Below are 25,898 nucleotides of genomic sequence, written 5' to 3'. Positions count from 1 at the left end.
CTTCGTGGTGTCGGGCGCTTCTGACCTGTGGATAGTAGTTTCCTCATGGTGGAAGTTCAATGGTTTGTTGATATCGAGATTCTCCGGGTCGACAGACCATGGCTCTGAGTGCCACGCCGTTCACTCAAGGTGCGACAGATCCTCCGCGGTGTCGATGTCGTACGCCTCGGCCACATCGCCGCACTCGACCAGCGTGAGCGAGGACGCGTGCTCCCGGAGGTAGGCGCGCGCCCCGCGGTCGCCCACCGCGCTCGCCGCGATGTCCTTCCAGCGGAGCGCGCCGAACAGCACCGGATGGCCGCGCTCGCCTCCGTACGCGGCCGCCACCAGCGACTCCCGTGAGCGGTACGCGGCCCGGACGCGGGCCACCGCCTGCGGGCCGATCCCCGGCTGGTCCACCAGAGAGACGAGCGCGGCGTCCGCGGCCGTCCCGGACAGGGACTCCAGACCGATGCGCAACGAGGAACCCATGCCCTCCTGCCATCCCGGGTTGTCGACCAGGACACAGCCGGAGAGCTCGGCCTCCTTCCGGACCCGGTCGGACGCCGCCCCCAGCACCACATGCACCGGACCGCAGCCGCCCTCGCGCAGGACGCTCACCGCGTACTCGACCAGCGGGCGGCCCCGGTGCCTCAGCAGCGCCTTCGGGCGCCCGCCGAGCCGGCGCCCGCCCCCCGCCGCCAGCAGCAGGCCGGCGACGACCGGCCCCTTCTCCTGCGGCGGCGCTGTTCGCCGTTCATCACGTGCCCGCTGCGCTTGTGCCATGAGGAATCTCTACCTCATATGCGTTCCAACGGCGCGTCACTGACGGACCGTAGGCGAGGCACCGCAACCGTCCGGGGCATGCCGCTCGTCCGACGTGGAGAGCGGAGTGTGGCCTTCGATAGGGTGCCAGCTCCGATACTGAAGTTCGCCATGGGGGACAAGAGTCGATGAGTGGGCGCGCACATCAGGGAACGGTCTTCCAGCCACTGGGTGAAGAGGATCCGCGGCACGTCGCCGGATACCGGCTCGCCGCGCGTCTCGGCGCCGGCGGTATGGGCAAGGTCTATCTGTCGTACACGCCCGGAGGGCGGCCCGTCGCCATCAAGGTGATCCGGCCCGACTTCGGCCAGGACGCCGAGTTCCGCCGCCGCTTCGCCCAGGAGGTCCAGGCGGCGCAGCGTGTCCAGGGACTGTTCACCGCGCCGGTCATCGACGCCGATCCCGAGGCCGAACAGCCCTGGCTCGCCACCGCGTACGTCCCCGGGCCCTCCCTCGCCGACGCGGTCGCCGAGCACGGCAAACTGCCCGTCGAGACCGTACTGCTGCTCGTCGCGGGGATCGCCGAGGCGCTGCAGATCATTCATGGCGCGGGCATCGTCCACCGCGACCTCAAGCCCGCGAATGTGCTGCTCGCCGCTGACGGCCCGCGCGTCATCGACTTCGGCATCGCGCGGGCCGCCGACGCCACCTCGCTCACCAGCAGCGGCGTCACCATCGGCACACCGTCGTTCATGGCGCCGGAGCAGGCGGCCGGCAGCCACGTCACCCCGGCCACCGACATCTTCGCGCTCGGCCAGGTCGCGGCGTACGCGGCCACCGGACACGCGGCCTTCGGCGAGGGCACCTCGCACGGTGTGCTCTACCGGATCGTGCACGAGGAGCCGGACCTCGCCGAACTTCCCGACCAGCTACGGGAGCTGGTTACCCGCTGCTTCGCCAAGGACCCCGAGGCGCGGCCGTCGGTCGCGGACCTGCTCGCCATCTGCCAGGCCGCCAACGGCGAAACGGTGCTGCGTCGTCCCGAGGAGTGGCTGCCGGGCGCGGTCGCCGCGGAGATCACCACACGCAAGGCCGCTCCCGCTCCCGCTCCCGCTCCCGCTCCGGCCGTGACGCCGCCGGCCGTGACGCCGCCGGCGGTGCCGCCGGTCGCTCAGCAGGCCGCCGCGCCCGCGACCGCCGCTCCGGCGCAGCCCCCGACGGCGCCCGCCGCCGCTGCGATGCAGGGCCAGGCTCCCGTGCCTCCGGCCGCCGTTCCCACGCCGACCGCGCACGCCGCCCCCGCGACGCCCCCTCCCGGCTTCGGGCCGCCGCCGCAGGCGCCGGCCTACGGCTATCCCCACCCGCAGGCCGCCCCGACCCAGGTGCCCTACCACCACCAGCCGGTACAGCCGTACCAGACCGTCGGCATGCAGGCTCCGGCCAAGAAGAAGACGGGACGCAATCTGGCCGTCGCCGCCGTTGCCACACTGGTGCTCGGTGGGGCGGCGGGCGGTGGTGCCTACCTCGCCCTGTCCGGCGACGACAAGGACAAGAGCAACGAGTCGCAGAGCCAGGACAAGGGCCAGGGCCCGCAGAACTCCACCCCGCGGGCCCAGAGCACACCGTCGTCCGACACCCCCGGTCAGGAGCAGTCCAGCAAGCCCAACGAGCCGGTGGCCGACCCGACGCCCAAGACCTACGCCGGACTCAACGTCGTGGACGACTACCACATCACCCTCGGCGACGAACCGGTCAAGCCGCTCCCCGAGGACTCCTCCAACGCCGATGTCTCGTACGACTGGGACCTTGGCTGGATCAATGTCGAGAACGCGAAGCTGATCCTGCTGCGCACCGGTCAGAACGGCGATCTGGCCACGTGCCGCACCGAAACCCGGTACGCCAGCAGGCTGGAGACCGACAACCTCTCGAAGGGCGCCAAGTTCTGTGTCCTGACCGAGTCGGGCAACGTCGGCGTGGTGACCTACCAGGGCAAGGCGCCGGACTCCGACCCCAGCCGCTTCATCACCCTCGACGTGACCGTCTGGCGCGGTGCCATCGATCCCGTACAGCCGACGTCCTGAATTCGGTCCGCGGAGTGGCGCGCACCGGTCCGGATGGCGTTAACTGGCCCGCAGTCCACGGTTGGTGACCGTGGCATCACGGGTCGTACAACGGAACGGGCAGCACGGGCAGCACAATCGGCACAAGCAACACAAAGGTGTGCGAGGGGCGGAGCTTTGTTGCGGAGCGTGGGGCAGACGCGGGTGACAGAGAGCGGCGAGGACCCGAGGGCGACGGAGCTGAGAGCCGCGGTCTCCCGGCTCCGCCGCGAACTCGCGGGCCATCCCGCGGAGTTTCCCGACCGGGGCATAGCCGAGGACGAACTGGCCGTGCTGGCGGCGATGGTGTCGGCGGGCGATCCGGAGATTCCGCGGATGCGCAAGTCGCTGCTGTTGATCGCGGGGGCGATCGGGTCGGTGAGTGCGTTGGGACCGGCGTTGATGGGGGTGCGGAACGCGGTGGATCTCTTCGGGGAGGTTCCGCCCCGGAAGGTCTGAGGGGGCAGACCGCAGACGGTCCGTCAGGGCCCGTACTCGGTGGGGAGGTCGCGCCACGGCGCCGGGTCCGCACCCGCCACCGGATCCCATCGATCAGTCTCCGCCTGCCGGTTGCGGCCTGCCCACCCCGGCACCCGGCAGGCCGGGCAGTCGCCCGGGAGCCTGCTCCCGCTCGCCCGGGTCGTCGGCCTCCCTGCACCCGGTTCGTCTTCGGCGCCTGACTCGGCCCGGCGCGGACCGCGAAGCCCGGGTGACTCCTTCGGCGGCTGCCCTCATGATCGTCGGGCGGGCGACCGGCCACGTTGTCCTGGCCGACGTCAGGAGCTCGTGAGGATGACGAGCTGCCGGGTCGCCCGGGTCATCGCGACATAGCGGTCGACCGCTCCTTCGATATCCGTGCCGAACGCCTCTGGGTCGATGAGGACGACCAGGTCGAACTCGAGCCCCTTCGACAGCTCCGGGGTCAGCGACCGGACGCGGGGCGTCGCCCGGAACGTGGGATCGCCGATGACGCAGGCGATCCCGTCGGCATGCGCAACGAGCCAGGTGTCGAGGATCGAGTCCAGATCCGAAACAGATCCGTGCACGACGGGGACGTCGCCGCTGCGGACGGAGGTCGGCACATTGGCGTCCGGGAGCACGGTTCGGATGACCAGCTCGGCCTCCGCCATGACCTCTTCAGGCGTCCGGTAGTTGATGCTCAGGGAGGCCACGCTGATCCGGTCCAGCCCGATCCGCTCGAGCCGTTCCTGCCACGACTCTGTGAACCCGTGCCTGGCCTGGGCGCGGTCCCCGACAATGGTGAAGCTCCGAGACGGACAGCGGAGCAGCAGCATGTGCCACTCCGCGTAGGTCAGTTCTTGAGCCTCGTCCACGACGATGTGCGCGAACGGGCCGGCGAGAGGTTCCCGGTTGGCGCCTGGCAGTGCGGTCTCGTCGATCAGGCTGTTCCGCAGGTCCTGTCCCCTCAGCATCGTCACCGCGCCCTCGCCGTCGTCATCGGCCTCGAGCAGGTCGCCGATGACGCTGGCCATGCGGTCGCGTTGGGCGGCGACTGAGGCGTTGTGCCGACGCTTACGCAGTGACGCCTCCGGGTCGCCGAGCCGCTGCCGTGCCGCGTCCAGGAGCGGCAGGTCGGACACCGTCCAGGCCTGGGCGTCCTCGCGCTGCAGCTTCGAGACGTGGTCGGGGGCGAGCCAGGGAGCGCACATCCGCAGGTAGGCGGGTACCGACCACAGGTCTCCGACGAGGTCAGGCGCTTCGAGCAGCGGCCACGCGCGGTTGAGGGCACTGACCAGCTCTTTGTTGTTCAGCAGCGACATCCGGAACAGGTCGGGCGGGACGTCGCCGTCGTGCTTGTCCATCAGGATCGTGAGCAACTGCTCCCAGATCTGGTCGCGCGCTTCGTTGTGCGGAGTACCCGGTTCTGGTGCTTCGAACGCCTCGGCCCAGTCGTCGGCGCTCAGCCAGATGTCGGACCAGGAGGTCGTGACCGTCATCCCCTGGGCGGGCGCCTCCTCGTAGAACCTGACGGCCGTCTCGATCGCCTTCACCATGGTCGCGGACGACTTCAGGAGGGCTACGTCCGGGTCGGTCTCGATCGCCGCTCCCGCTCCCTCGGCGACGAGGTCCCGCAGGGTGCAGGTCCGCACGCCCTCCTCTCCGAGGCTGGGGAGGACATCGGCGACGTAGGCCAGGTAGGGCTGGTGCGGACCGACGAACAGCACACCGCCCCGACGGTGGCCGAGGCGAGGGTCGGAGTAGAGGAGGTAGGCGGAGCGGTGCAGAGCGACGACGGTCTTCCCCGTGCCCGGACCGCCGTCGACGACGAGAGCGCCGCGGGATCCCGCCCGGATGACGGCGTCCTGGTCGGCCTGGATGGTGGCGAGCACGTCTCGCATCCGGGCAGACCGGTTGCTGCCCAGGCTGGCGATGAAGGCAGAGTGGTCGTCGAGCGCGGCGTGCCCTTCAAGCCCGTCAGCGGCGAACACTTCGTCCCAGTAGTCGCTGATCCGGCCGCGGGTCCAGCGATACCTGCGGCGGCTTGCCAGTCCCATCGGGTTGGCGTGGGTGGCCGCGAAGAACGGCTCGGCCGCGGGCGAGCGCCAGTCGATCAGCAGTCGACGACCCGCGCTGTCGGTGAGGCCAAGCCGTCCTATGTACACGGGCTCGGGGTTGTCCGCGCCGACGATGTGTCCGAGGCACAGGTCCAAACCGAAGCGACGCAAGGCGCGCAGACGACCGGTCAGCCGGTGGATCTCCATGTCCCGCTCCATCGCCTCCCGTCCAATACCGCCGGGCGCCTTGCGCTCGGCATCGAGGCGGTCGGACAGTTCGGCGATCGCCTGCTCAAGGCTCTCCGCGATGGCCGCGAAGTGCTGCTCGTCACCGTCGATCAGCATCGGGGCGGCCTTGGGGGAGAGAAGGTCGGGAAGGTCGAACGCGCTGGTGGTCAGGGGGTTCATGTCACCAGCTCCGATCCGAGGTCGCGCCCGCGAAGTCCGGCGCGGCGCACACCCGCACACCGGCGCCGAATTCCCGCAACCGCAGCGCGAGTTCCACCACCGGCTCGACGTCCCCGCAGGACCCATAGATCGACAAAAACAGACGCACTTCGTGAATCTCCTATTTCCGCAGGTTCGGGCCTCGGCCAGCGATTCTGCGGTACGACCCGGGTCTTGCCGCAAGCCCCCCCGTGCGCTATACGTTGAGAGTGGCGGGGGAGGCCCTGGAGCCTCTCGTTTGGATCTTGCCGGGCTCCTCCGAACGAAAGACCCTAGTCGCGGATCAGGCGGCGGGATCTCGCCGTCGCCACCGCTGACGTGCGGGAGTCCACGCCCAACTTCGCGTAAATGTGGACCAGATGGGACTTCACCGTCGCCTGGCTCAAGAACAGCTCCTTGCTGATCCGTAGATTCGACAGGCCGTCACCGACCAGCTGGAGCACCTCCAGCTCACGTTTCGTCAGCGCCTCCGACGGTGTCCGCATCCGGTCCATCAGGCGGTGCGCCACCGCCGGGGCCAGTGCCGACTGCCCGGCCGCCGCGGTACGTACCGCGGCGGCCAGTTCTTCCGGCGGCGCGTCCTTCAGCAGATAGCCCGCCGCCCCCGCCTCCACCGCCGCCAGGATGTCCGCGTCCGTGTCGTACGTGGTGAGGACCAGGACCCGGGGCCCGTCGGACAGGGCGCTGATGGCCGCCGTCGCCTCCGAGCCGTGCATTCCGGGGCCGAAGCGGAGGTCCATCAGGACCACGTCGACGCCACCCGCCGCGGACCGTCGTACGGCCAGTTCGGCCGTCGCCGCCTCCGCGACGACGGCGAAGTCGGGTTCGGTGTCCAGGACCGCGCGCAGCCCCGCCCGTACGACGGGATGGTCGTCGGCGAGCAGCAGCCGGATCGGGGAACTCATGCGGTGACCCGCGCGGGAAGCGGCAGGGTCAGAGCGACGGCCGTGCCCTGGCCCGGCGCCGACTCCACACTCAGGGTCCCGCCGAGCGAGCGGGCCCGGGAGCGCATCGCGGGCAGCCCGAACCCGCCGTCGCCGCTCGGCGCGGAGGTGGGGTCGAAGCCCCGGCCGTCGTCGACCACGTCGAGCGAGACGGACGTGGCCATGAAGCTCAGCGTGATCTCCGCGCGGCCCGCGGCGGCATGGCACACCGTGTTGGCGAGCGCCGACTGCGCGGTACGCAGCAGGGCGACTTCGTACGGGGTGGGCAGCTCGACGGGCGTACCGCTGATGCCGAACTGGACGGTCGGCCCCGGCGCGCCGCCGCACAGCCGCTCCAGGGCTCCGGCCAGCGAGCCGTGCTCCAGATCGGGCGGCGTCAGGGCGCGGACGAAACGCCTGGCCTCGGCGAGGTTGTCCTGCGCCGCCAGCCGCGCCCGGCGCACATGGGCGGTGGCCGGATCGTCCTCGGGCAGGGTTCGTTCGGCGGCCCGCAGCAGCAGTTGGATGCTGGAGAGCCCCTGGGCGAGGGTGTCGTGGATCTCGCGCGCGAGCCGTTCGCGCTCGGCGAGGGTGCCCGCCGTGCGCTCCGCTTCGGCCAGTTCGGCCCGGGTCGAGACCAACTCGTCGATGAGCTCGCGCCGGGCCTCGCTCTCCCGGTACAGGGCCTGGTAGCCGAGGACGGTCGCGACGGCGACGGCCCCTCCGAGCAGGGGCCCGATGAACGCCCCGGGGCTGATCTTCTGGCCGTGCAGCAGAAAGCTCCCGATGGCGGCGCACGCGGTCGCCGCGACCGCGGGCAGACCCCGGCGCACCGGAAGCAGATGCAGTTGGAGGAAGTAGAGCGGGAACGCGGCCCACAGCCCGTAGGGGGAGAGGGCCAGCAGCGCCAGCCAGGCCGCGCCGAGGGCCGCGAGCCAGAGCGCGGCGGCACGGGGTGAGCGGCGGACGGCGGGGCTGAGGACACCGGCGGCGTAGACGGCGGCCATCAAGGCGGCGCCCGCGACGACGGCGTGGGCATGCGGGGCTCCGTCCGCCACGGCCTGTACGGCGGCAAGGGCGAGCAGCCCGGCCAGCAGCGCGTGCAGACACAGGCGCAGCACACGCAGGACCGGGGTGAGGGGGCGGGAATCCATGGCCGCTCCAGCGTAAGCGGGTGGTTGCGGCATGAGGTCAATCAAAAGGTTGATGTGAGGACGCACCGCCGGGCGATGTCCGGGGCGGCTCCCGCGCATCACCGTGGAGGCATGTTCGTCGCATGGAGAGATCTACGGTTCGCCAGAGGGCGGTTCGCCCTGATGGGCACGGTCGTCGTGCTGATCACGCTGCTGGTCGGGCTGCTGTCAGGGCTGACCGCCGGGCTCGGCCGGGAGAACACCTCGGCCGTCACCGGACTTGCCGCCGACCACATCGCCTTCGCGCTCCCGCCCGGCGGACAGTCGGTGTCGTTCACCGGTTCGTCCGTGACCGGGAGTCAGTGGGAGGTATGGGCCCGGCAGCCCGGTGTCACCGGAGCCCACCCGGTCGCCATACGTACGCTCGGCGCCGTGGCCGGGGACCGTACCGCCGCGGTCTCGTCGTTCGGTGTCGAGCCCGGCTCGGACCTGGCGCCGCCGGCGTTGTCGCCCGGCCGGGCGGTGCTCTCCCGGCAAGCGGCGAAGCAGCTGCGCGTCGGTGTGGGTGACGGGCTGAGGATGGGCGGCCTTCAGGCGCGGGTCGCGGCGATTGCGGGCGACGCCTCGTACAGCCACACGCCGGTCGTGTGGACCGCGCTCGACGACTGGCAGCGGATCGGCGGAGGCGGTACGGCGGCCGCAGAGCGGGCCACCGGCACGCCCACTGAGGAGCAGGCCACCGTCATCGCGCTCACGACGTCCGGCGGTGCCGATCTCGCGGCCGGCGACCGCGCCGCCGGGACCAGAACGCTCGGCGTCGACGACGCGCTGACGGCGATCGGTTCCTACCAGGCCGAGAACGGATCGCTCCAGCTGATGCGCGGCTTCCTCTTCGCGATCAGCGCCCTGGTCATCGGGGCTTTCTTCACGGTCTGGACGATCCAGCGCAGCGCGGACATCGCCGTGCTGAAGGCGCTCGGCGCCTCCACCCCCTATCTGCTGAAGGACGCGCTGGGGCAGGCGGTCGCCGTGCTGGCCGCCGGGACCCTGGTGGGTGCGGGGCTGGCCGCCGCGGTCGGCGTGCTGATCGGGGGCGGGAAGGTGCCGTTCGTCCTCGACGCGCCGACCGTGCTGCTGCCCGCCGCCGTGATGATCGCCCTCGGCGCCGCCGGCGCGGCCCTGTCCATCCGGCGGATCACCGCCGTCGACCCTCTGACCGCCCTGGGGAGCGCCCGGTGACCCTTGCCCGTACTTCTGACGAGACCTGTGCCACGACGTCCGCCAGGACCTCCGCGAAACTGGTGCTCGACGGCATCACCTTGACCTACCCGGACGGCGACGGACGGCTGACCGCGCTGGACGCCGTCTCGCTCGAAGCCCCGGCGGGCTCGCTCACCGCCGTCGTCGGCCCGTCCGGCTCCGGGAAGTCGAGTCTGCTCGCGGTGGCGGCGACGCTGGTCACACCGGAGCGGGGGAGCGTCGTCGTCGGCGGTACGGACACGGGTGGCCTGAGCCGGGCGGACCAGGCGGTACTGCGGCGCGAGCGGATCGGCATCGTCTTCCAGCAGCCCAACCTGCTGCCGTCGCTGACGGCGGCCGAGCAATTGCAGCTGATGGCCCATATGTCGGGGCGGCAGCCGCGTACGGCACGGGACCGCGCTCTGGAACTGCTCGACGCCGTCGGCCTCGCCGACCGTGCCCACCGCCGCCCGCACCAGCTCTCGGGCGGGCAGCGCCAGCGTGTGAACATCGCCCGCGCGCTGATGAACGAACCGGCGGTCCTGCTGGTGGACGAGCCGACGAGCGCGCTCGACCACGAACGGGGCGCGGCCGTGCTCGACCTGCTTGTCACCTTGACCCGGGAACGGTCCACGGCGACGCTGCTGGTCACGCACGACCGCGCTCACCTGGAACGGGCGGACCGGACGGTGACGATGGCGGACGGGCGGCTGGTGGGCCCGCCCTACGGCGGCTGAGCACCCTCGTCAGCGTGCGGCCCCGCGCGTCACAGGGAGATACGGCGCTCGTCCGCGGCTATCGCGAGGTCGTTGATGCTCGCGTACCGGCGCCGCATCAGACCGCTCTCGTCGAACTCCCAGTTCTCGTTGCCGTAGCTGCGGAACCACTGGTCCTCGGCGTTGCGCCACTCGTACTCGAAGCGGACGGCGATGCGGTTGTCGGTGAAGGCCCACAACTCCTTGCGGAGCCGGTAGTCCAGCTCGCGATTCCACTTGTCGCTCAGGAACTCCACGATCGCCGGGCGCCCGGTGAGGAACACGTCCCGGTTGCGCCACTCGGAGTCCTCGGTGTAGCCGAGCGAGACCCGCTCGGGATCCCGGCTGTTCCAGGCGTCCTCGGCGGCCCTCACCTTCTGCTGGGCGGTTTCGGCGGTGAACGGTGGGAACGGGGGCCTCTTGGAAGACATGGTTTTCCCTTCGAGAGTCGGGAGAACGTGCGTTCTCCCCGATGTGCAGTAGCGTAGGAGAACGATGATTCTCACGCAAGGCGAGGGGTTGCATGGAAACGTCAGAACTGGAGATCCGCGTCCTGGACGCGGCCGAGACGCTTCTGTACGGGCGCGGCCTGCAAACGGTCGGGATGGATGAGATCCGGACCGCGTCGGGGGTGTCCCTCAAGCGCCTTTATCAGCTGTTCCCCTCCAAGGGGTGCCTGGTGGAGGCCTATCTGCGCCGGCGCGACGAGCGCTGGCGGGCCTCGCTCGCGGCCCACGTCGACGCGCGGCCCCCGGGGGAGGGCAGGATCCTCGCGGTCTTCGACTGGCTGGAGTCATGGTTCGGGGAGCCCGACTTCCGGGGCTGCGCCTTCGTCAACTCCTTCGGGGAGTTGGGTGCCACATCGGAATCCGTCGCCGCGGCGGCACGCGATCATGTGGCTGCTCTCGGGCGCTACCTCGCGGGCCTGGTGGCGGCCGAGGGCTTTCCCGCCCGGGTCGCGGACCCGCTGATGCTGCTGGTGGAGGGTGCGATCACGACGGCCGCGATCTCCGGGAGCAGCGGGCCGGCGGCTCAGGCCAGGGAGGCGGCGCGGGTGCTGCTGGAGGCGGGCCGGCCCTGAGTCCGTGCCCGCAGGACGCGGAACGCCCTGCGCCGACGGCGTGGAGCCTCCGGCGCAGGGCGTTCCGCGGTGTGGTCCGCTCGGGTGATCAGCCCTGCGCGGCGGTGCTGGCCAGTGCGGTCGAGAGGTCGCGGGCGACCTCCTGGAGGATCGGGACGATCTTCTCCGTGGCCTCCTCGGTGACCCGGCCCGCGGGTCCCGAGATCGAAACGGCCGCCGCCGTCGGGGAGTTGGGCACCGACACCGCGAGGCAGCGAACCCCGATCTCCTGCTCGTTGTCGTCGACCGCGTAGCCGGCACGCCGTACCTGCTCCAGCGCGTCCAGGAAGCCCTCGGGCGTCGTGATCGTCTTCTCGGTGGCCGCCGGCATCCCGGTCCTGGCCAGCAGCGCCCGTACCTCTTCCGGCGGGATGTGCGCGAGCAGTGCCTTGCCCACCCCCGTCGAGTGCGGCAGCACCCGTCGGCCGACCTCGGTGAACATGCGCATGGAGTGCTTGGAGGGCACCTGTGCGACGTACACGATCTCGTCGCCGTCGAGCAGTGCCATGTTCGCCGTCTCGCCGGTCTCCTCGACCAGGCGGGCGAGATACGGGCGGGCCCAGGTTCCCAGCAGCCGTGAGGCGGATTCGCCCAGGCGGATGAGCCGGGGGCCGAGCGCATAGCGGCGGTTGGGCTGCTGGCGTACGTAACCGCAGGCCACCAGCGTGCGCATCAGCCGGTGGATCGTCGGAAGCGGCAGCCCGCTGCTGACGGAGAGTTCGCTGAGCCCGACCTCGCCGCCGGCGTCGGCCATTCTCTCGAGCAGGTCGAAGGCGCGCTCCAGGGACTGCACGCCGCCGCTGTTCGCGGTCTTGGCGGCGTCGGTGGTGCTGGCGCTGGACGTCGGCACGTCAACGGTCCTTTCGGGCAGGCAGGCAGGTGAGCAGCCTACCGGGCGCCGGTACCCGGCACCTCGCTCTCGCCAAGGAGTCCTTGCCGGTCAGGGGTCGTTTGTCCCCGTGTCGGCAGTCACCTGCGGGGAACTCCTGAGAGTGTCTTCAGTCAAATCTACCTTCTGCGCATCGAAATTTCAGTTTCGCTTTGTGGAAATATCCAGTGTCCCGAGTGGGGCGGGAGGGCCTTGACGGGCCGGACTGTGAAGTGAAGACTCCTTCAACAGTTCGTTGAATTTTGCGGCAGGGGTCCGCGGCTGGGGTCCGGTGCGGATCCGCGGTAGGGATCCGCTGTCCGCGGTCGCTGTACGGAAAGAAGAGCAGTCGCTGTACGGATCAGAAGAGAACGGAACAGAAGAGAGGGGCACGGGTGTCCGATGTGGACGTGAACCTGGTACTGCGCTCGACGCGCGTGATCACCCCGGAGGGGACGCGCGCCGCATCGGTGGCCGTCGCCGCCGGGAAGATCGCCGCGGTGCTGCCGTACGACGCCGTGGTGCCGGCCGGCGCCGGGCTGGAGGACTGCGGGGACGATGTGCTGCTCCCCGGCCTCGTCGACACCCATGTCCATGTGAACGACCCCGGGCGCACCGAGTGGGAAGGCTTCTGGACCGCCACCCGCGCCGCCGCGGCCGGAGGCATCACCACCCTGCTCGACATGCCCCTCAACTCCCTCCCGCCGACCACCACGACCGGCAACCTCGCCACCAAGCAGGATGTGGCCCGCGGCAAGGCGCACATCGACGTCGGCTTCTGGGGCGGGGCCATTCCCTCCAATGTGAGGGATCTGCGGCCGCTGCACGACGCCGGAGTCTTCGGCTTCAAATGCTTTCTGTCGCCGTCCGGCGTCGAGGAGTTCCCCGAGCTCGACCAGGAGCGGCTCGCCCGGTCCATGGCAGAGATCGCCGGTTTCGGCGGACTCCTGATCGTGCACGCCGAGGACCCGAACCACCTGGCCGCCGCGCCCCACGAGCCCGGCCCCACGTACGCCGACTTCCTCGCCTCCCGTCCGCGTGACGCCGAGAACACCGCGATCGAGGGGCTGATCGCGCACGCCAGGCGCCTCGACGCCCGGGTCCACGTCCTGCATCTGTCCTCCTCCGACGCGCTGCCGCTGATCGCCGCCGCCAGGCGCGAGGGCGTCAGGATCACTGTCGAGTCCTGCCCCCACTTCCTCACCCTCACTGCCGAGGAAGTGCCCGACGGGGCAACGGAGTTCAAGTGCTGCCCGCCGATCCGCGAGGCGGAGAACCAGGACGCCCTCTGGGGCGGCCTGGCCGACGGAACCATCGACTGCATCGTCTCCGACCACTCACCCTGCACCACCGATCTGAAGACCCCGGACTTCGCCTCCGCCTGGGGCGGTATCTCCTCCCTCCAGCTCGGCCTCCCCGCCGTCTGGACCGAGGCGCGCAAGCGCGGCCACACCCTCGACGACGTCGTCCGGTGGATGGCCGCGGCACCCGCCCGGCTCGCCGGACTCGGCCAGAAGGGCGCGATCGAGGCGGGCCGCGACGCAGACTTCGCGGTCCTCGCACCCGACGACACCTTCACCGTCGACCCGGCCGAACTCCACCACCGCAACCAGGTGACGGCCTACGCGGGCAAGACCCTGTACGGAGTCGTCAGGTCGACGTGGCTGCGCGGCGTACGCATCGCGGAGAACGGCGTCCTGGCCGAGCCGACCGGCCGGCTGCTCGAAAGGAACAACTGATCGTGTCCATTCCCTCGTTCACCGGTGACGCCGACCCGTTCGGCGGCGGCGACCCGTACGCCGACTACCGCACGGCCGACTTCCCCTTCACCCACCACGCCGACCTCGCCGACCGGCGGCTGGGCGCGGGCGTGATCGCCGCCAACGACGAGTTCTTCGCCGAGCGCGAGAACATGCTGAAGCCGCAGGCCGCGGAGTTCGACCCGGAGCACTTCGGCCACAAGGGCAAGATCATGGACGGCTGGGAGACCCGCCGTCGCCGCGGTGTCAGCGCCGCTCGGCCGCACCCGACGGACGACGACCACGACTGGGCGCTGGTACGTCTCGGGGCGCCCGGTGTCGTACGCGGCATCGTCGTCGACACCGCCCACTTCCGGGGCAACTACCCGCGGGCGGTCTCGGTCCAGGCCACGTCGCTCGCCGGGTCCCCCTCGCCCGAGGAACTCCTCGCCGACGACGTGACGTGGGCGACGCTCGTCCCCCGCACGGCCGTCGGAGGCCACGCGGCGAACGGCTTCGCCGTCGACGCCGGGCAGCGCTTCACGCATCTGCGGGTCAACCAGCACCCCGACGGGGGCATCGCCCGCCTGCGCGTCTACGGCGAAGTCGCGCCCGACCCGGAGTGGCTCGGTGTACTGGGCACCTTCGACCTCGTGGCGCTGGAGAACGGCGGCCAGGTCGAGGACGCGTCCGACCGCTTCTACTCCCCGGCCACGAACACCATCCAGCCCGGCCGCTCCCGCAAGATGGACGACGGCTGGGAAACCCGCCGCCGCCGGGACAAGGGCAACGACTGGATCCGCTACCGGCTGGTGGAGCAGTCCGAGATCCGCGCGGTGGCGATCGATACGGCGTACCTCAAGGGCAACAGCGCGGGCTGGGCGGCGGTTTCGCTCCGCGACGGGGAGAGGGGGGAGTGGGCGGAAGTCCTGCCGCGGACCCGGCTGCAGCCTGACACGAACCACCGCTTCGTGCTGGACGCTCCGGCGGTGGGCACGCACGTACGGGTGGACATCTACCCGGACGGCGGGATTTCGCGGCTGCGGGTGTTCGGGTCGCTGACGGGGGAGGGGACGGCGCGGCTGCGGGCGCGCCACCATGAACTGGGTGCCTGACCCGGTCCGGAGGCTGCGCCCGATCCCCGCGGCCCCATCGCCGGTGGGCCGGACCGGCCCACCGGCGATTGAGGACACACCGCCCGGAGGTGGCTACGGCCTCAAGGAAAGCGGCCCTGCTTCCTCGGCGCCGACGGCAAACGGACGTTGAATCCCGGTGTGACCCTTCAGCAAGAGATCGTCGGCAACGCCATGCAGATGGCGGTCGTCTCGCTCCAGCCGGGCCAGACCGTCTACTGCGAGGCGGGAAAGTTCCTCTTCAAGACGTCCAACGTGACGATGGAGACCCGGCTCTCGGGCCCCGGACCCGCCTCCGGCACAGCCGGGCAGCCCTCGGGCGGCCCGGGCTCGGGCGGTATGAGCGGGATGCTGCGCCAGGCCATGGGCACGGCCAAACAGGCCGGGCAGCGGGCCCTCGCCGGTGAATCGTTCGCCTTTCAGTACTTCGCCTCCACCGGCGGCGAGGGCACCGTCGGCTTCGCGGGCGTGCTGCCCGGTGAGATGCGCGCCCTCGAACTCGACGGAACCCGCGCCTGGCTGGCGGAGAAGGACGCCTTCGTCGCCGCCGAGTCCACCGTCGACTTCGGCATCGCCTTCCAGGGCGGAAGGACGGGCCGCAGCGGCGGCGAGGGCTTCATCCTGGAGAAGTTCACCGGACGCGGCACGGTCGTCATCTGCGGCGCGGGGAACTTCATCGACCTCAACCCCGCCGATTTCGGCGGACGCATCGAGGTCGACACCGGCTGCATCGTGGCCTTCGAGGAGGGCATCCGGTACGGCGTCCAGCGCGTCGGGGGCCTCGACCGTCAGGGGCTGATGAACGCGGTCTTCGGAGGCGAGGGACTCTCTCTCGCCACCCTGGAGGGCAACGGTCAGGTCATCCTCCAGTCGCTGACGATCGAGGGACTCGCCAACGCCCTCAGGAAGGCCCGGGGCGGCGACAAGCAGGGCCCGACCGGCGGACTCTTCTCCACCGACGCGGGTTAGCGCAGCCACCCGCCCGATTCCCTGCCCGCGCTCGCGTACGACCGATGAGTTCTCGGCCCGGGCGCGGTCCGAGCTGATGACCGAGAACACCACACTCCCGAAAGCAGGCACTTCCCATGGGAAAGCTCTCCCTCACCTCCTTTGTCACCCTCGACGGCGTGATGCAGGCCCCCGGTGGCCCCTCCGAGGACCCCAGTGGGGGTTTCGATCTCGGGGGCTGGTCCGTGCCCTACGGCGACGAGGATTTCGGCCGGTTCATGACGGAGGTCTTCGACGGCGTGGGCGCCTTCCTGCTGGGCCGTCGCACGTACGAGATCTTCGCCGGCTACTGGCCCAAGATGACCGATCCCGCCGACCCCATCGCGTCCCGGCTCAACTCCCTGCCGAAGTACGTCGTGTCGACCACGCTCGACAACGCCGAATGGGCGGGGACCACCATTATCCGCGGCGACCTGGCCGAGGAGGTCACCGCGATCAAGCAGCGCACGGACGGTGAGCTCCAGGTGCACGGCAGCGGCAGGCTCGCCCAGGCCCTCATGGAGCACGACCTGATCGACACGCTCCATGTGCTCACCTTTCCGGTCGTCCTCGGCAAGGGCCGCCGCCTCTTCGCGGAGGGTGCGGTTCCGACCGCCTTCAAGCACGCCGGGGCCCGCACGACGGGTGCGGGCGTGAGCATCAACACCTACGAACTGGCGGGCCGCCCCGAGTACGGCAGCTACTAGGTGTACCAGCCCCCTTCCTTCTGGCGGCGGCCGGACTCTGCGTCCTCGGCGTGGTGCTGCTGACCCGGGGCGGCGGGTTCACGGCCCCCTCCTCGGGTGATCTGCTGATGCTCCTCGCCCTGCTCGCCCGTACGGTCCACGCGAGCGGGAGGTGGCGGTAGCCGTGGGCCGGGGCCGTTGCAACGCCGAGATCGCGGCGACCCGCTACCTGGGTGTGCCGACGGTGAAGACACACGTCTCGCGCATCCTGGCCCCTCAACAACCGTGTCCAGATCGCGCTGTTGGCGCACGACGCCGGCCTGCTCGACGAGGACGGGCGGACGTAGGCTGACGTGATGACGACCGTTGATCTGGGAGACTACGGACCAGACTTCACCGCGAACCCCTATCCGTACTACGCGCGGTTGCGCGAGTCGGGCCCCGTGCACGAAGTGCGCGTCGCGGGCGGCGATCCGTTCTGGCTGATCGTGGGGCATGAGGCGGCGCGGGCCGCGCTCGTCGACCCACGGCTGTCGAAATCGCCGTCAGTCGTGGGCGCGATGATGCTCGACGAGCAGGTCATCGGCCCGAATCTGCTGGTGGTGGATCCTCCGGACCACACCAGGCTGCGCAGACTGGTGGCACGGGAGTTCACCGGGCGCCGGGTGGAGGCTCTGCGCCCGCGTGTCCAGCAGATCACCGACGAACTGCTGGACGCGATGCCATCGCACGGACGAGGGGACCTGGTCGACGCGCTGGCTTTCCCGCTGCCGATCATCGTCATCTGCGAACTGCTGGGCGTCCCGGCCGCCGACCGGGACAGATTCCGCACCTGGTCCAACGAGGTCGTCGCCCCCAGCGGCCCGCAAGCCGAGGTGGACGCCATCCACACACTGGCCCGGTATCTCGACGAACTCATCGAGGACAAGCGCTGTGCGGGCCCCACCGACGATCTGCTCTCCGCCCTCATCCGCGCCCGCGCCGAGGACGACGACCGGCTCTCGGCCCCCGAACTGCGCGCCCTCGCCTATCTGCTGCTGATCGCAGGCCATGAGACGACCGTCAATCTGATCTCCAACGGGGTTCGGGCCCTGCTCACCCACCCCGATCAACTGGCCGCGCTGCGGGCCGACTTCTCGCTCCTGGACGGCGCGGTCGAGGAGATGCTGCGCTACGACGGGCCGGTGGAGACCGGCACCGTACGTTTTGCGGCGCAGCCCGTACCGGCCGGCGACCGGGTGATACCGGTGGGGGCGACCGTGCTGGTCGGTCTTGCCGCGGGCGACCGGGACCCCTCCCGCTATCCCGCGCCCGACACCTTCGACATCAAGCGCGACACCCGGGGCCATCTCGCCTTCGGGCACGGCATCCACTTCTGTCTCGGAGCGCCGCTGGCCCGGCTGGAAGCCCGTACGGCGATCCGTGCCCTGCTCGAACGCTGCCCCGACCTCGCCCTCGATCCGTCCGGGGGTCCGCTCGACTGGCTGCCGGGGATGCTGATCCGTGGTGTGCGACGGCTGCCGGTGCGATGGTAGCCGCACGATCACCCGATGCCCGCCGAAGCGACCGACCTGCCTGAAGCATCTGGACCGACCGCCGCGCGCAAGGAGCCGACCCGTGCAACGACTCGACCTCGACATGGCACGCAAGGCCCTCGACAGCCAGCCGTTCAGCAGGCTCGTCGGCGCGCGGATCACATCCTTCGGTGACGGCCGGGCCGTCCTCGAAGTGGACATCCGTGAGGAGTTGCGCCAGCAGAACGGCTTTCTGCACGGGGGAGTCCTCGCCTACGCCGCCGACAACTCCCTCACCTTCGCGGCCGGGACGACACTCGGCCCGGCCGTCCTGACCGCCGGCTTCTCCGTGCAGTACATCCGGCCGGCGACCGGCCTGACGCTGGTGGCCCGCGCGTCGGTGGCCCATTCCGGCCGCCGTCAGGCAGTGGTCCGCTGTGATCTGTTCACCGTCGGCGCGGACGGCAACGAGACGCTCTGCGCCGTCGCACAGGGCACCGTGCTGGCTGCTCAACCCTCCTGAGCACGACAGGCCCTGAGCACGACACACGCCCGGAGGACCCGCTGGAGCGCTGCCCGGACCGGCGGGTGACCGTCTGCCCCGGCCGGTGAGGACCGGGCGGGCGTCGAGGGCCCACCTGCCGGCGGGTGAGGACCGGAGCCCGGGGCCGTCCCCCGCATGCGGGGGACGGCCCCGGGCTCCCGGGCCGAGAGGCGTCGCTCAGTCCGCCGGGATCTCCTCCAGCCGTACCGGCCGGTGCTCCCGCCGGGACAGCTCGCACGCCTCCGCGATCCGCAGGGCCGTCAGCGCCTCGCGCCCGTCGCACGGGTTCTCGGCCTCGCCCTGCACCAGCCGGACGAAGGTGTCCAGCTCCGCCTCGTACGCCGGGGCGAAGCGTTCCAGGAACCCCGGCCACGGCTTGGGGGCCGGCGGTGGGCCCTGCGGCTCGGTGGAGGTGATCGGCGTGCGGTCGTCCAGGCCGACGGCGACCTGGTCGAGCTCGCCGGCGAGCTCCATCCGTACGTCGTATCCGGCGCCGTTGCACCGGGTCGCCGTCGCCGTGACCAGCGTGCCGTCGTCCAGTGTCAGCACCGCCGCCGCCGTGTCGACGTCCCCCGCGTCGCGGAACATCGAGGGTCCGGCGTCCGAGCCCGTCGCGTACACCTCGACCACTTCGCGGCCGGTCACCCAGCGCAGGATGTCGAAGTCGTGGACCAGGCAGTCCCGGTACAGGCCGCCGGAGAGCGGCAGATAGGCGGCCGGCGGCGGTGCCGGGTCGGACGTCATCGCCCGCACGGTGTGCAGCCTGCCCAGCCGCCCCGACCGCACCAGGTCACGCGCCGCGGTGTAGCCCGCGTCGAACCGGCGCATGAAACCGAGCTGGAGCTCGGTGCCCGCGGATTCGACCTCGCGTAGCGCGCCCAGTGTGCCCGGCAGATCCAGGGCGATCGGTTTCTCGCAGAAGGTGGGCAGCCCGGCGCGGGCTGCCCGGGCGATGAGGTCGGCGTGTGCCGAGGTGGCCGAGGCGATCACCACCGCGTCCACGCCCCACGTGAAGATCTCGTCCGTGCTGGGCGCGGCGGTGGCCCCGGTGCGTTCGGCCACCTCCACCGCCCGGGCGGCGTCGGTGTCCGCCACGACCAGGGCACCCACGTCGCGATGGCGGCTGAGCACGCCCGCGTGGAAAGTGCCGATACGTCCCGTTCCGATAAGTCCGATGCGCATGGCCCAAAGGTGGCGGCGAGCCTGCCGCTATGTCAAGACTTTGTCCTGACAATCAAACCTCACGTCTTCCCGTCAACATCACCTGCGACTACGCTCTGCCCGTGCCCAAGCAGCCCAGAAACGAGACGGAGCCGTCCCTGTCCCTCCAACTGAGTGTGGACCGCACCAGTCCGGTTCCGCTCTACTTCCAGCTGTCGCAACAGCTGGAAGCGGCCATCGAGCAGGGAACGCTCACGCCTGGCAGTCTCCTCGGCAACGAGATCGAACTCGCCGGCAGACTCGGGCTGTCCCGCCCGACCGTCCGCCAGGCCATCCAGTCCCTCGTCGACAAGGGACTGCTGGTGCGCCGCCGCGGCGTCGGCACCCAGGTCGTGCACAGCCAGGTCAAACGGCCGCTGGAGCTCAGCAGCCTCTACGACGACCTGGAGGCGGCCGGCCAGCGCCCGGCAACCGTCGTACTGCGCAATGCCGTCGAGCCCGCGGGCGCCGAGGTCGCGGCGGCTCTCGGGGTGGCGGAGGGCAGCAGCGTCCAGCTGATCGAGCGGCTGCGGTACGCCCATGGCGAGCCCATGGCCCAGCTGCGCAACCATCTGCCCGCGGGTCTGCTCGACTGCGACACCGAGCGGCTGGAGGCCACCGGCCTGTACCGGATGATGCGGTCCGCGGGGATCACCCTGCACAGTGCCCGGCAGTCGGTCGGGGCGCGGGCCGCCACCGAGGCCGAGGCCGAGCTGCTCACCGAGGCGGCCGGCGCACCCGTGCTGACCATGGAGCGCACCACGTTCGACGACACCGGCCGGGCAGTCGAGTTCGGCTCGCACATCTACCGCGCCTCGCGCTACGCGTTCGAGTTCCAGCTGCTCGTCCGTCCGTAGCCCGTGAGCGCTTCCGGCCCGCGACCGTCGTGGGCCCGATTCGCCATGCTCCGGCGCGCTCCGTCGGGTCACGTAAGAATGTCAGTCGCGTAAGAATGTTCGGACAAAGTCTTGACGGAGTCCCGCGACCACCGTAAAAACTCACCCAGCCGCAACCGGGCGGTCGGGAGAGAAGGCGGACCCACGCATGCGAACCACCCGCAAGGCAGCAGCCCTGCTCGCCGCAAGTGCCCTGGTCGTCCTCGCCGGATGCAGCAGCTCCGGCGGCAAGGAGGCCAAGGACAGCCCCTCCACGGACGGCGGTGGCGGAGTTCCCGCCGCCACCGGACGCCTCAAGATCGCGATGGTGACGCACTCCGGCGAGGGCGACACCTTCTGGGACATCGTTCAGAGCGGTGCCAAGGTCGCTGCCCGCAAGGACAACGTCGAGTTCCTCTACGCCGCCAACAAGGAGGGCAAGGAGCAGGCCGAACTCGTCCAGACCTACATCGACCAGAAGGTCGACGGCATCGTCGTGACGCTGGCCAAGCCGGAAGCCCTCAAGGACGTCGTCAAGAAGGCAGTCGCGGCCGGCATACCCGTCGTCACGATCAACTCCGGCGCCGAGTTCGCCAAGGAGGTCGGTGCGCTCAGCCACATCGGCCAGGACGAGTCGGTGGCCGGCGAGGCCGTCGGCGAGGAGCTGAACAAGCGCGGCAAGAAGAAGGCCGTCTGCGTCATCCACGAGCAGGGCAACGTCTCGCTCGAAGCCCGCTGTGCCGGTGTGAAGAAGACCTTCAAGGGCACGGTCGAGAACCTCAACGTCGAGGGCACCAACATGCCGGGCTCCACCTCCTCCATCGAGGCGAAGCTCCAGAGTGCCAAGGACATCGACGCCGTCGTCACCCTCGGCGCGCCGTTCGCCGCGGCCTCCGTCAAGGCCAAGGAAGGCGCGGGCTCCAGCGCCGAGATCGACACGTTCGACCTCAACGCCGAAGTGGTCAAGCAGCTCAAGGCCAAGCAGATCGGCTTCGCCGTCGATCAGCAGCCGTACCTCCAGGGCTACCTCGCCATCGACGAGCTGTGGCTCAACAAGGTCAACGGCAATGTGATCGGCGGAGGCAAGCCGATCCTGACCGGTCCCGCGCTCGTCACCGAGAAGGACGTTCCGGCGCTGGAGAAGCTCACCGCCGACGGAACCCGATGACATACGCGGCGAACCCCGTGCCGTGCCTTCGACCTGCGGTGACTCATACTTGGGCAGCTGGGGCGCGTCACTACGCGCCCCGGCCGCCCCGGCCGCCCCGGGAAGCACGGCGAGCACGGCAAGAAGGGCACGGCCTCGTGGCTAGGGCAAGGACCGGGGGACGCGCGCTCGGCGGCGGGCGGCCCGTTCTCACCGGGCCGCAGATCATCACCAGGACGGATGCCGCCGCCCTGCAGGACTACACAGAGCGGGGGACACGATGAGTGCGACCGCACCACCTGCCGGAACCCGACAGCCCGACAAGCAGCCCGCCGGGAGCGACGAGCGGCTGTTGCGCACCTCACCCCTGCGCAAGCTGATGGGCCGGCCCGAACTGGGCTCGGTCGTCGGCGCCGTGGCCGTCTTCATCTTCTTCTCGATCGTCGCGGACTCCTTCCTCCAGGCGTCCAGCTTCTCCACCGTCCTGTACGCGGCATCCACGCTCGGCATCATGGCCGTGCCGGTGGCGCTGCTGATGATCGGCGGGGAGTTCGACCTCTCGGCCGGTGTCCTGGTGACCAGCTCCGCGCTGATCTCCTCGATGATCAGCTACCAGATGACGGTGAACGTCTGGGTCGGCGTCTTCGTATCCCTCGTGGTCACGCTCGCCGTCGGCGTCTTCAACGGCTTCATGCTGACCCGTACGAAACTGCCCAGCTTCATCATCACGCTCGGCACGTTCCTGATGCTGACCGGCCTCAACCTCGGCTTCACCAAGCTGATCAGCGGCACGGTCTCCACGAAGTCCATCGCCGACATGGAGGGCTTCGCCTCGGCGAAGAGGCTCTTCGCCTCCCAGTTCACCATCGGTGACGTCACCCTGAAGGTGACCATCCTGTGGTGGTTCGCCCTGGTGGCCCTCGCCACCTGGGTCCTGCTGCGGACCCGGTTCGGCAACTGGATCTTCGCGGTGGGCGGAGGAGCGGACGCGGCCCGCGCGGTCGGTGTCCCGGTCAACAGGACCAAGATCGGGCTGTACATGGGTGTCGCCTTCGCCGCCTGGGTCTCCGGCCAGCATCTGCTGTTCTCGTTCGACGTGGTCCAGTCCGGCGAGGGCGTCGGCAACGAGCTGACGTACATCATCGCGGCCGTCATCGGCGGCTGTCTGATCACCGGCGGATACGGCTCCGCGATCGGCTCGGCGGTCGGCGCCTTCATCTTCGGCATGACCAGCAAGGGCATCGTGTACGCGGAGTGGAACCCGGACTGGTTCAAGTTCTTCCTCGGAGCGATGCTCCTTCTGGCCACCCTGCTCAACGCATGGGTCCGCAAGCGCGCGGAGGCAAGCAAATGACGGCCCTCGTCGAGCTCGACAACGTCAGTAAGTACTACGGCAACATCCGCGCCCTGGAAGGCGTCTCGCTGGAGGTGCACGCCGGGGAGATCTCCTGTGTGCTCGGTGACAACGGCGCCGGCAAGTCGACGCTCATCAAGATCATCGCTGGATTGCACCGGCACGACGCGGGCGCCTTCCTCATCGACGGGGAGGAGGCGAACCTCGCCAGCCCGCGCGAGGCCCTGGACCGGGGTATCGCCACCGTCTACCAGGACCTCGCCGTCGTACCGCTGATGCCGGTCTGGCGGAACTTCTTCCTCGGCTCCGAGCCGACCAAGGGCGCGGGCCCCTTCAAGCGCCTCGACGTCGACACGATGCGCGACACCACCAGGTCCGAGCTGCTGCGCATGGGCATCGATCTGCGCGATGTCGACCAGCCCATCGGGACGCTCTCGGGCGGTGAGCGCCAGTGCGTGGCCATCGCCCGGGCCGTCTACTTCGGGGCCAAGGTCCTGGTCCTGGACGAGCCGACCGCCGCGCTGGGCGTGAAGCAGTCGGGCGTGGTGCTGAAGTATGTGGCCGCAGCACGCGATGCCGGTCTGGGTGTCGTGCTGATCACCCACAACCCGCACCATGCCTATCTGGTCGGCGACCGCTTCATCCTGCTCAAGCGCGGCACCATGTCCGCCAGTCACACGAAGGACTCGGTCACCCTGGACGAGCTCACCCGGCAGATGGCGGGCGGCAGCGAGCTGGAGGACCTGCGGCACGAGCTGGAGCGGGCGCCGGTGCCCACGCACCTGGGGGGTCACCCGGTCGACAAGCCCTCGACCCCGTAGGGCTCGCGGCGGCCTGTTCCCGAGCCGGTCCGGGAACAGGCCCCCGGACCGGCGAACGCCCTTCGGGCGTGCCCTCGATCGCCGGACGGGCCGGCCGTTCAAGCCCCTGGGGCGATTGAGGAGCGGGGATCCGGGCCGGAGCCGCGCGCGGCGGACCGGCACATGTCACCACGGGGAAGAGGCGGGCAGGGGAGCCGCTCCCGAGCGGCGGGACGCCCCGTCCCGACCCGCCGGATGGCAGAATCGGGCCCGGTGGGTACCGCCCACCCCGGGCCGTGACGCACCCGGCCCCCGACACCCCGCAGGGACATGAGCACGTACCGCGACTTCGCCTACCGAGGCTCCGCCCGCGCCACCGTCCTCAAAACCGTCGGCACCCGCGAGCGGCGCTCCCACCTCACCGCGCCCCGCGTCCCGACCGTCGGCATCGACATCGGCGGTACGAAGGTGATGGCGGGCGTCGTGGACGCCGACGGCATCATCCTGGAGAAGATCCGCACCGAGACACCGGACAAGTCCAAGAGCCCCAAGGTCGTCGAGGACACCATCTGTGAGCTGGTCCTCGACCTCTCGGACCGGCACGACGTCCACGCGGTGGGCATCGGCGCGGCCGGCTGGGTCGACGCCGACCGCTCCAAGGTGCTCTTCGCGCCCCATCTCGCCTGGCGCAACGAGCCGCTGCGCGACGCGCTGTCCGCCCGGCTCGCCGTCCCCGTCCTGGTCGACAACGACGCCAACACCGCCGCGTGGGCCGAGTGGCGCTTCGGCGCCGGCCGCGGCGAGGACCACTTGGTCATGATCACCCTCGGCACCGGCATCGGCGGGGCGATCCTGGAGGACGGCCAGGTCAAGCGAGGCAAGTACGGAGTCGCCGGTGAGTTCGGCCATATGCAGGTCGTGCCCGGGGGACACCGCTGCCCCTGCGGCAACCGGGGCTGCTGGGAGCAGTACAGCTCCGGCAACGCGCTGGTGCGCGAGGCCCGCGAGCTCGCCGCCGCGGACTCGCCCGTCGCACACAGCCTCATCGAGCGTGTCGGCGGCAACATCCCCGAGATCACCGGACCGCTGATCACCGAGCTCGCCCGTGAGGGCGACGCGATGTGCGTCGAGCTCTTCCAGGACATCGGCCAGTGGCTCGGCATCGGTATCGCCAATCTCGCCGCGGCTCTGGACCCCTCCTGCTTCGTCGTCGGCGGCGGCGTCAGCGCGGCCGACGACCTGCTCATCGGCCCTGCCCGGGACGCCTTCCGCAGGCATCTCACGGGCCGCGGCTACCGCCCCGAGGCGCGGATCGTCAAGGCCCAGCTCGGCCCCGAGGCGGGTATGGTCGGTGCGGCCGATCTCGCCCGGCTCGTGGCCCGCCGCTTCCGGCGTGCCAATCGGCGCCGGGTCGAGCGCCATGAGCGGTACGAGCGCTATGCCCAGGCCATCCGCAACTCCAGCACCACCCGCCCCACCCAGGAACCGTAGTCATGACCGTGCCCCGCCAGTCCACCTCGCCCGACGAGAGCGCCCCTCCGCCCGAGGACCACCGCCACATGGTCCGCCGGCGCTGGCTGACGGCGATCATCATCGTGCTGCTGGTGGGCATCCCGGCGGGCTATCTCGTGATCTCCGCCGAGCAGAGCCGCCGCAGCGGCCGGGACAAGGAGTCCGAGTCGTCGGCGACCGGGCTGAGGGAGACCTGGCCCTCGCAGATGAAGCGCCGTGTCTTCGAGGTCCCGATCCCCGCGAAGTCCACGGATGTCGCGTACTACGAGACGAGCAACTGGAAGACCAGCCGGCTGTACGTGCAGTTCCGCACCACGTCGGCCGGGCTCGACCGGTTCCTCACAGGCGTCGGCACCGGCCGCGCGGAGCTCGACGTCGGTGCCGTCACCATCAACGACCGCGACGCCGAGACGGTCGGCTGGGACTTCGGCGCGGGGGAGGGCGAATGGGCGGGCACCAGTCACACCCAGAAGGACCCCCGGCCCTCCCAGGACATCACCGTCGACCTGACCCATAGATCCCGCCCCATGGTCTATGTCGTCTCGACGGCGACCCCCTGACCG

The 25,898-nt window shown here is 70.5% G+C and carries 25 protein-coding genes and 2 pseudogenes; 19 read left to right on the top strand and 8 right to left on the bottom strand.

The window, feature by feature from the left end; all coding sequences use genetic code 11:
* Positions 1-120: 120 nt before the first annotated feature.
* Positions 121-765: an NTP transferase domain-containing protein gene (locus tag OG293_RS06405; protein WP_405997782.1), complete on the bottom strand. Its 645-nt coding sequence runs from the start codon at positions 763-765 to the stop codon at positions 121-123.
* A gap of 167 nt (positions 766-932) precedes the next feature.
* On the opposite strand from OG293_RS06405, the gene OG293_RS06400 reads away from it, so the two are divergent.
* A complete protein-coding gene (locus OG293_RS06400) occupies positions 933-2,825 on the top strand; it encodes a serine/threonine-protein kinase (protein WP_405997781.1) in 1,893 nt (630 codons plus the stop codon).
* Positions 2,826-2,981: 156 nt separating this feature from the next.
* The gene (locus OG293_RS06395) at positions 2,982-3,302 is read left to right on the top strand and encodes a DUF5955 family protein (RefSeq protein WP_405997780.1); all 321 of its coding nucleotides are present in this window, start codon (positions 2,982-2,984) and stop codon (positions 3,300-3,302) included.
* 317 nt (positions 3,303-3,619) lie between these two features.
* Here the strand turns inward: OG293_RS06395 and helR are convergent, their stop codons facing one another.
* The 4 genes from helR to OG293_RS06375 all read right to left on the bottom strand — a co-directional run bounded on the left by helR (position 3,620) and on the right by OG293_RS06375 (position 7,883).
* Positions 3,620-5,767, bottom strand: coding sequence for an RNA polymerase recycling motor ATPase HelR (helR, locus tag OG293_RS06390; RefSeq protein ID WP_405997779.1), 2,148 nt, complete (start codon positions 5,765-5,767; stop codon positions 3,620-3,622).
* Position 5,768: 1 nt separating this feature from the next.
* Positions 5,769-5,915 carry a hypothetical protein gene (locus OG293_RS06385; RefSeq protein WP_405997778.1) on the bottom strand — a complete coding sequence of 49 codons (147 nt, stop codon included), beginning with the start codon at positions 5,913-5,915 and terminating at the stop codon, positions 5,769-5,771.
* 163 nt (positions 5,916-6,078) lie between these two features.
* Positions 6,079-6,711, bottom strand: a complete 633-nt coding sequence (locus OG293_RS06380; protein ID WP_405997777.1) for a response regulator — start codon at positions 6,709-6,711, stop codon at positions 6,079-6,081.
* Entirely contained in the window at positions 6,708-7,883 is a 1,176-nt protein-coding gene (locus OG293_RS06375) for a sensor histidine kinase (RefSeq protein WP_405997776.1), read from the bottom strand. The genes OG293_RS06380 and OG293_RS06375 overlap by 4 nt, the downstream gene beginning before the upstream one ends.
* A gap of 111 nt (positions 7,884-7,994) precedes the next feature.
* Here OG293_RS06375 and OG293_RS06370 point away from each other — a divergent pair, with 111 nt between their 5' ends.
* Together OG293_RS06370 and OG293_RS06365 are read left to right on the top strand one after the other, a co-directional pair.
* Complete coding sequence (locus OG293_RS06370) at positions 7,995-9,101, top strand: ABC transporter permease (RefSeq protein WP_405997775.1); 1,107 nt, start codon at positions 7,995-7,997, stop codon at positions 9,099-9,101.
* A gap of 59 nt (positions 9,102-9,160) precedes the next feature.
* Entirely contained in the window at positions 9,161-9,838 is a 678-nt protein-coding gene (locus tag OG293_RS06365) for an ABC transporter ATP-binding protein (protein ID WP_406003521.1), read from the top strand.
* 29 nt (positions 9,839-9,867) lie between these two features.
* Here the strand turns inward: OG293_RS06365 and OG293_RS06360 are convergent, their stop codons facing one another.
* Positions 9,868-10,287 (bottom strand): DUF1348 family protein, encoded by a 420-nt coding sequence (locus OG293_RS06360; RefSeq protein ID WP_405997774.1) that lies wholly within the window; start codon positions 10,285-10,287, stop codon positions 9,868-9,870.
* A gap of 92 nt (positions 10,288-10,379) precedes the next feature.
* Between OG293_RS06360 and OG293_RS06355 the strand changes: the two genes are divergently transcribed.
* Positions 10,380-10,937 (top strand): TetR/AcrR family transcriptional regulator, encoded by a 558-nt coding sequence (locus OG293_RS06355; RefSeq protein WP_405997773.1) that lies wholly within the window; start codon positions 10,380-10,382, stop codon positions 10,935-10,937.
* Between the two features lie 88 nt (positions 10,938-11,025).
* On the opposite strand, the gene OG293_RS06350 is transcribed toward OG293_RS06355, so the two are convergent.
* Positions 11,026-11,826, bottom strand: a complete 801-nt coding sequence (locus OG293_RS06350) for an IclR family transcriptional regulator (RefSeq protein ID WP_405997772.1) — start codon at positions 11,824-11,826, stop codon at positions 11,026-11,028.
* Between the two features lie 413 nt (positions 11,827-12,239).
* Here OG293_RS06350 and allB point away from each other — a divergent pair, with 413 nt between their 5' ends.
* The 8 genes and pseudogenes from allB to OG293_RS06310 all read left to right on the top strand — a co-directional run bounded on the left by allB (position 12,240) and on the right by OG293_RS06310 (position 18,426).
* Positions 12,240-13,583: an allantoinase AllB gene (gene allB, locus OG293_RS06345; protein WP_405997771.1), complete on the top strand. Its 1,344-nt coding sequence runs from the start codon at positions 12,240-12,242 to the stop codon at positions 13,581-13,583.
* Complete coding sequence (gene alc, locus OG293_RS06340; RefSeq protein WP_406003520.1) at positions 13,583-14,698, top strand: allantoicase; 1,116 nt, start codon at positions 13,583-13,585, stop codon at positions 14,696-14,698. The genes allB and alc overlap by 1 nt, the downstream gene beginning before the upstream one ends.
* Positions 14,699-14,857: 159 nt before the next feature.
* Positions 14,858-15,685, top strand: coding sequence for an AIM24 family protein (locus tag OG293_RS06335; RefSeq protein WP_405997770.1), 828 nt, complete (start codon positions 14,858-14,860; stop codon positions 15,683-15,685).
* Between the two features lie 116 nt (positions 15,686-15,801).
* Positions 15,802-16,410, top strand: coding sequence for a dihydrofolate reductase family protein (locus OG293_RS06330; protein WP_405997769.1), 609 nt, complete (start codon positions 15,802-15,804; stop codon positions 16,408-16,410).
* A gap of 20 nt (positions 16,411-16,430) precedes the next feature.
* Positions 16,431-16,550 (top strand): annotated as a pseudogene (locus OG293_RS06325) (EamA family transporter); the annotation flags it as partial.
* Positions 16,550-16,736, top strand: a pseudogene (locus OG293_RS06320) (response regulator transcription factor); the annotation flags it as partial. The pseudogenes OG293_RS06325 and OG293_RS06320, both read left to right, overlap by 1 nt.
* A 9-nt stretch (positions 16,737-16,745) precedes the next feature.
* Positions 16,746-17,924, top strand: coding sequence for a cytochrome P450 (locus OG293_RS06315; RefSeq protein ID WP_405997768.1), 1,179 nt, complete (start codon positions 16,746-16,748; stop codon positions 17,922-17,924).
* Positions 17,925-18,027: 103 nt separating this feature from the next.
* Positions 18,028-18,426, top strand: coding sequence for a PaaI family thioesterase (locus OG293_RS06310; RefSeq protein WP_406003519.1), 399 nt, complete (start codon positions 18,028-18,030; stop codon positions 18,424-18,426).
* A 198-nt stretch (positions 18,427-18,624) separates the two neighbouring features.
* Here the strand turns inward: OG293_RS06310 and OG293_RS06305 are convergent, their stop codons facing one another.
* Complete coding sequence (locus OG293_RS06305) at positions 18,625-19,629, bottom strand: Gfo/Idh/MocA family oxidoreductase (RefSeq protein ID WP_405997767.1); 1,005 nt, start codon at positions 19,627-19,629, stop codon at positions 18,625-18,627.
* A gap of 155 nt (positions 19,630-19,784) precedes the next feature.
* Between OG293_RS06305 and OG293_RS06300 the strand changes: the two genes are divergently transcribed.
* From OG293_RS06300 to OG293_RS06275, 6 genes are all read left to right on the top strand, one after another.
* Positions 19,785-20,504: a GntR family transcriptional regulator gene (locus tag OG293_RS06300; protein WP_406003518.1), complete on the top strand. Its 720-nt coding sequence runs from the start codon at positions 19,785-19,787 to the stop codon at positions 20,502-20,504.
* Between the two features lie 187 nt (positions 20,505-20,691).
* Positions 20,692-21,690, top strand: a complete 999-nt coding sequence (locus tag OG293_RS06295; protein ID WP_405997766.1) for a sugar ABC transporter substrate-binding protein — start codon at positions 20,692-20,694, stop codon at positions 21,688-21,690.
* A 259-nt stretch (positions 21,691-21,949) separates the two neighbouring features.
* Positions 21,950-23,023 carry an ABC transporter permease gene (locus tag OG293_RS06290; protein ID WP_405997765.1) on the top strand — a complete coding sequence of 358 codons (1,074 nt, stop codon included), beginning with the start codon at positions 21,950-21,952 and terminating at the stop codon, positions 23,021-23,023.
* Positions 23,020-23,844: an ATP-binding cassette domain-containing protein gene (locus OG293_RS06285; RefSeq protein ID WP_405997764.1), complete on the top strand. Its 825-nt coding sequence runs from the start codon at positions 23,020-23,022 to the stop codon at positions 23,842-23,844. Before OG293_RS06290 ends, OG293_RS06285 begins: the two co-directional genes overlap by 4 nt.
* 309 nt (positions 23,845-24,153) lie before the next feature.
* Positions 24,154-25,314, top strand: coding sequence for an ROK family glucokinase (locus OG293_RS06280; RefSeq protein ID WP_405997763.1), 1,161 nt, complete (start codon positions 24,154-24,156; stop codon positions 25,312-25,314).
* A 2-nt stretch (positions 25,315-25,316) separates the two neighbouring features.
* The gene (locus OG293_RS06275; protein ID WP_405997762.1) at positions 25,317-25,895 is read left to right on the top strand and encodes a hypothetical protein; all 579 of its coding nucleotides are present in this window, start codon (positions 25,317-25,319) and stop codon (positions 25,893-25,895) included.
* Positions 25,896-25,898: the final 3 nt, after the last annotated feature.

It is taken from the genome of Streptomyces sp. NBC_00829 (assembly GCF_045161795.1).
Taxonomy (GTDB): Bacteria; Actinomycetota; Actinomycetes; order Streptomycetales; family Streptomycetaceae; genus Streptomyces.
The sequence above is the reverse complement of the archived record's forward strand: the minus strand, read 5'-3'. Positions and strand labels throughout refer to the sequence as shown.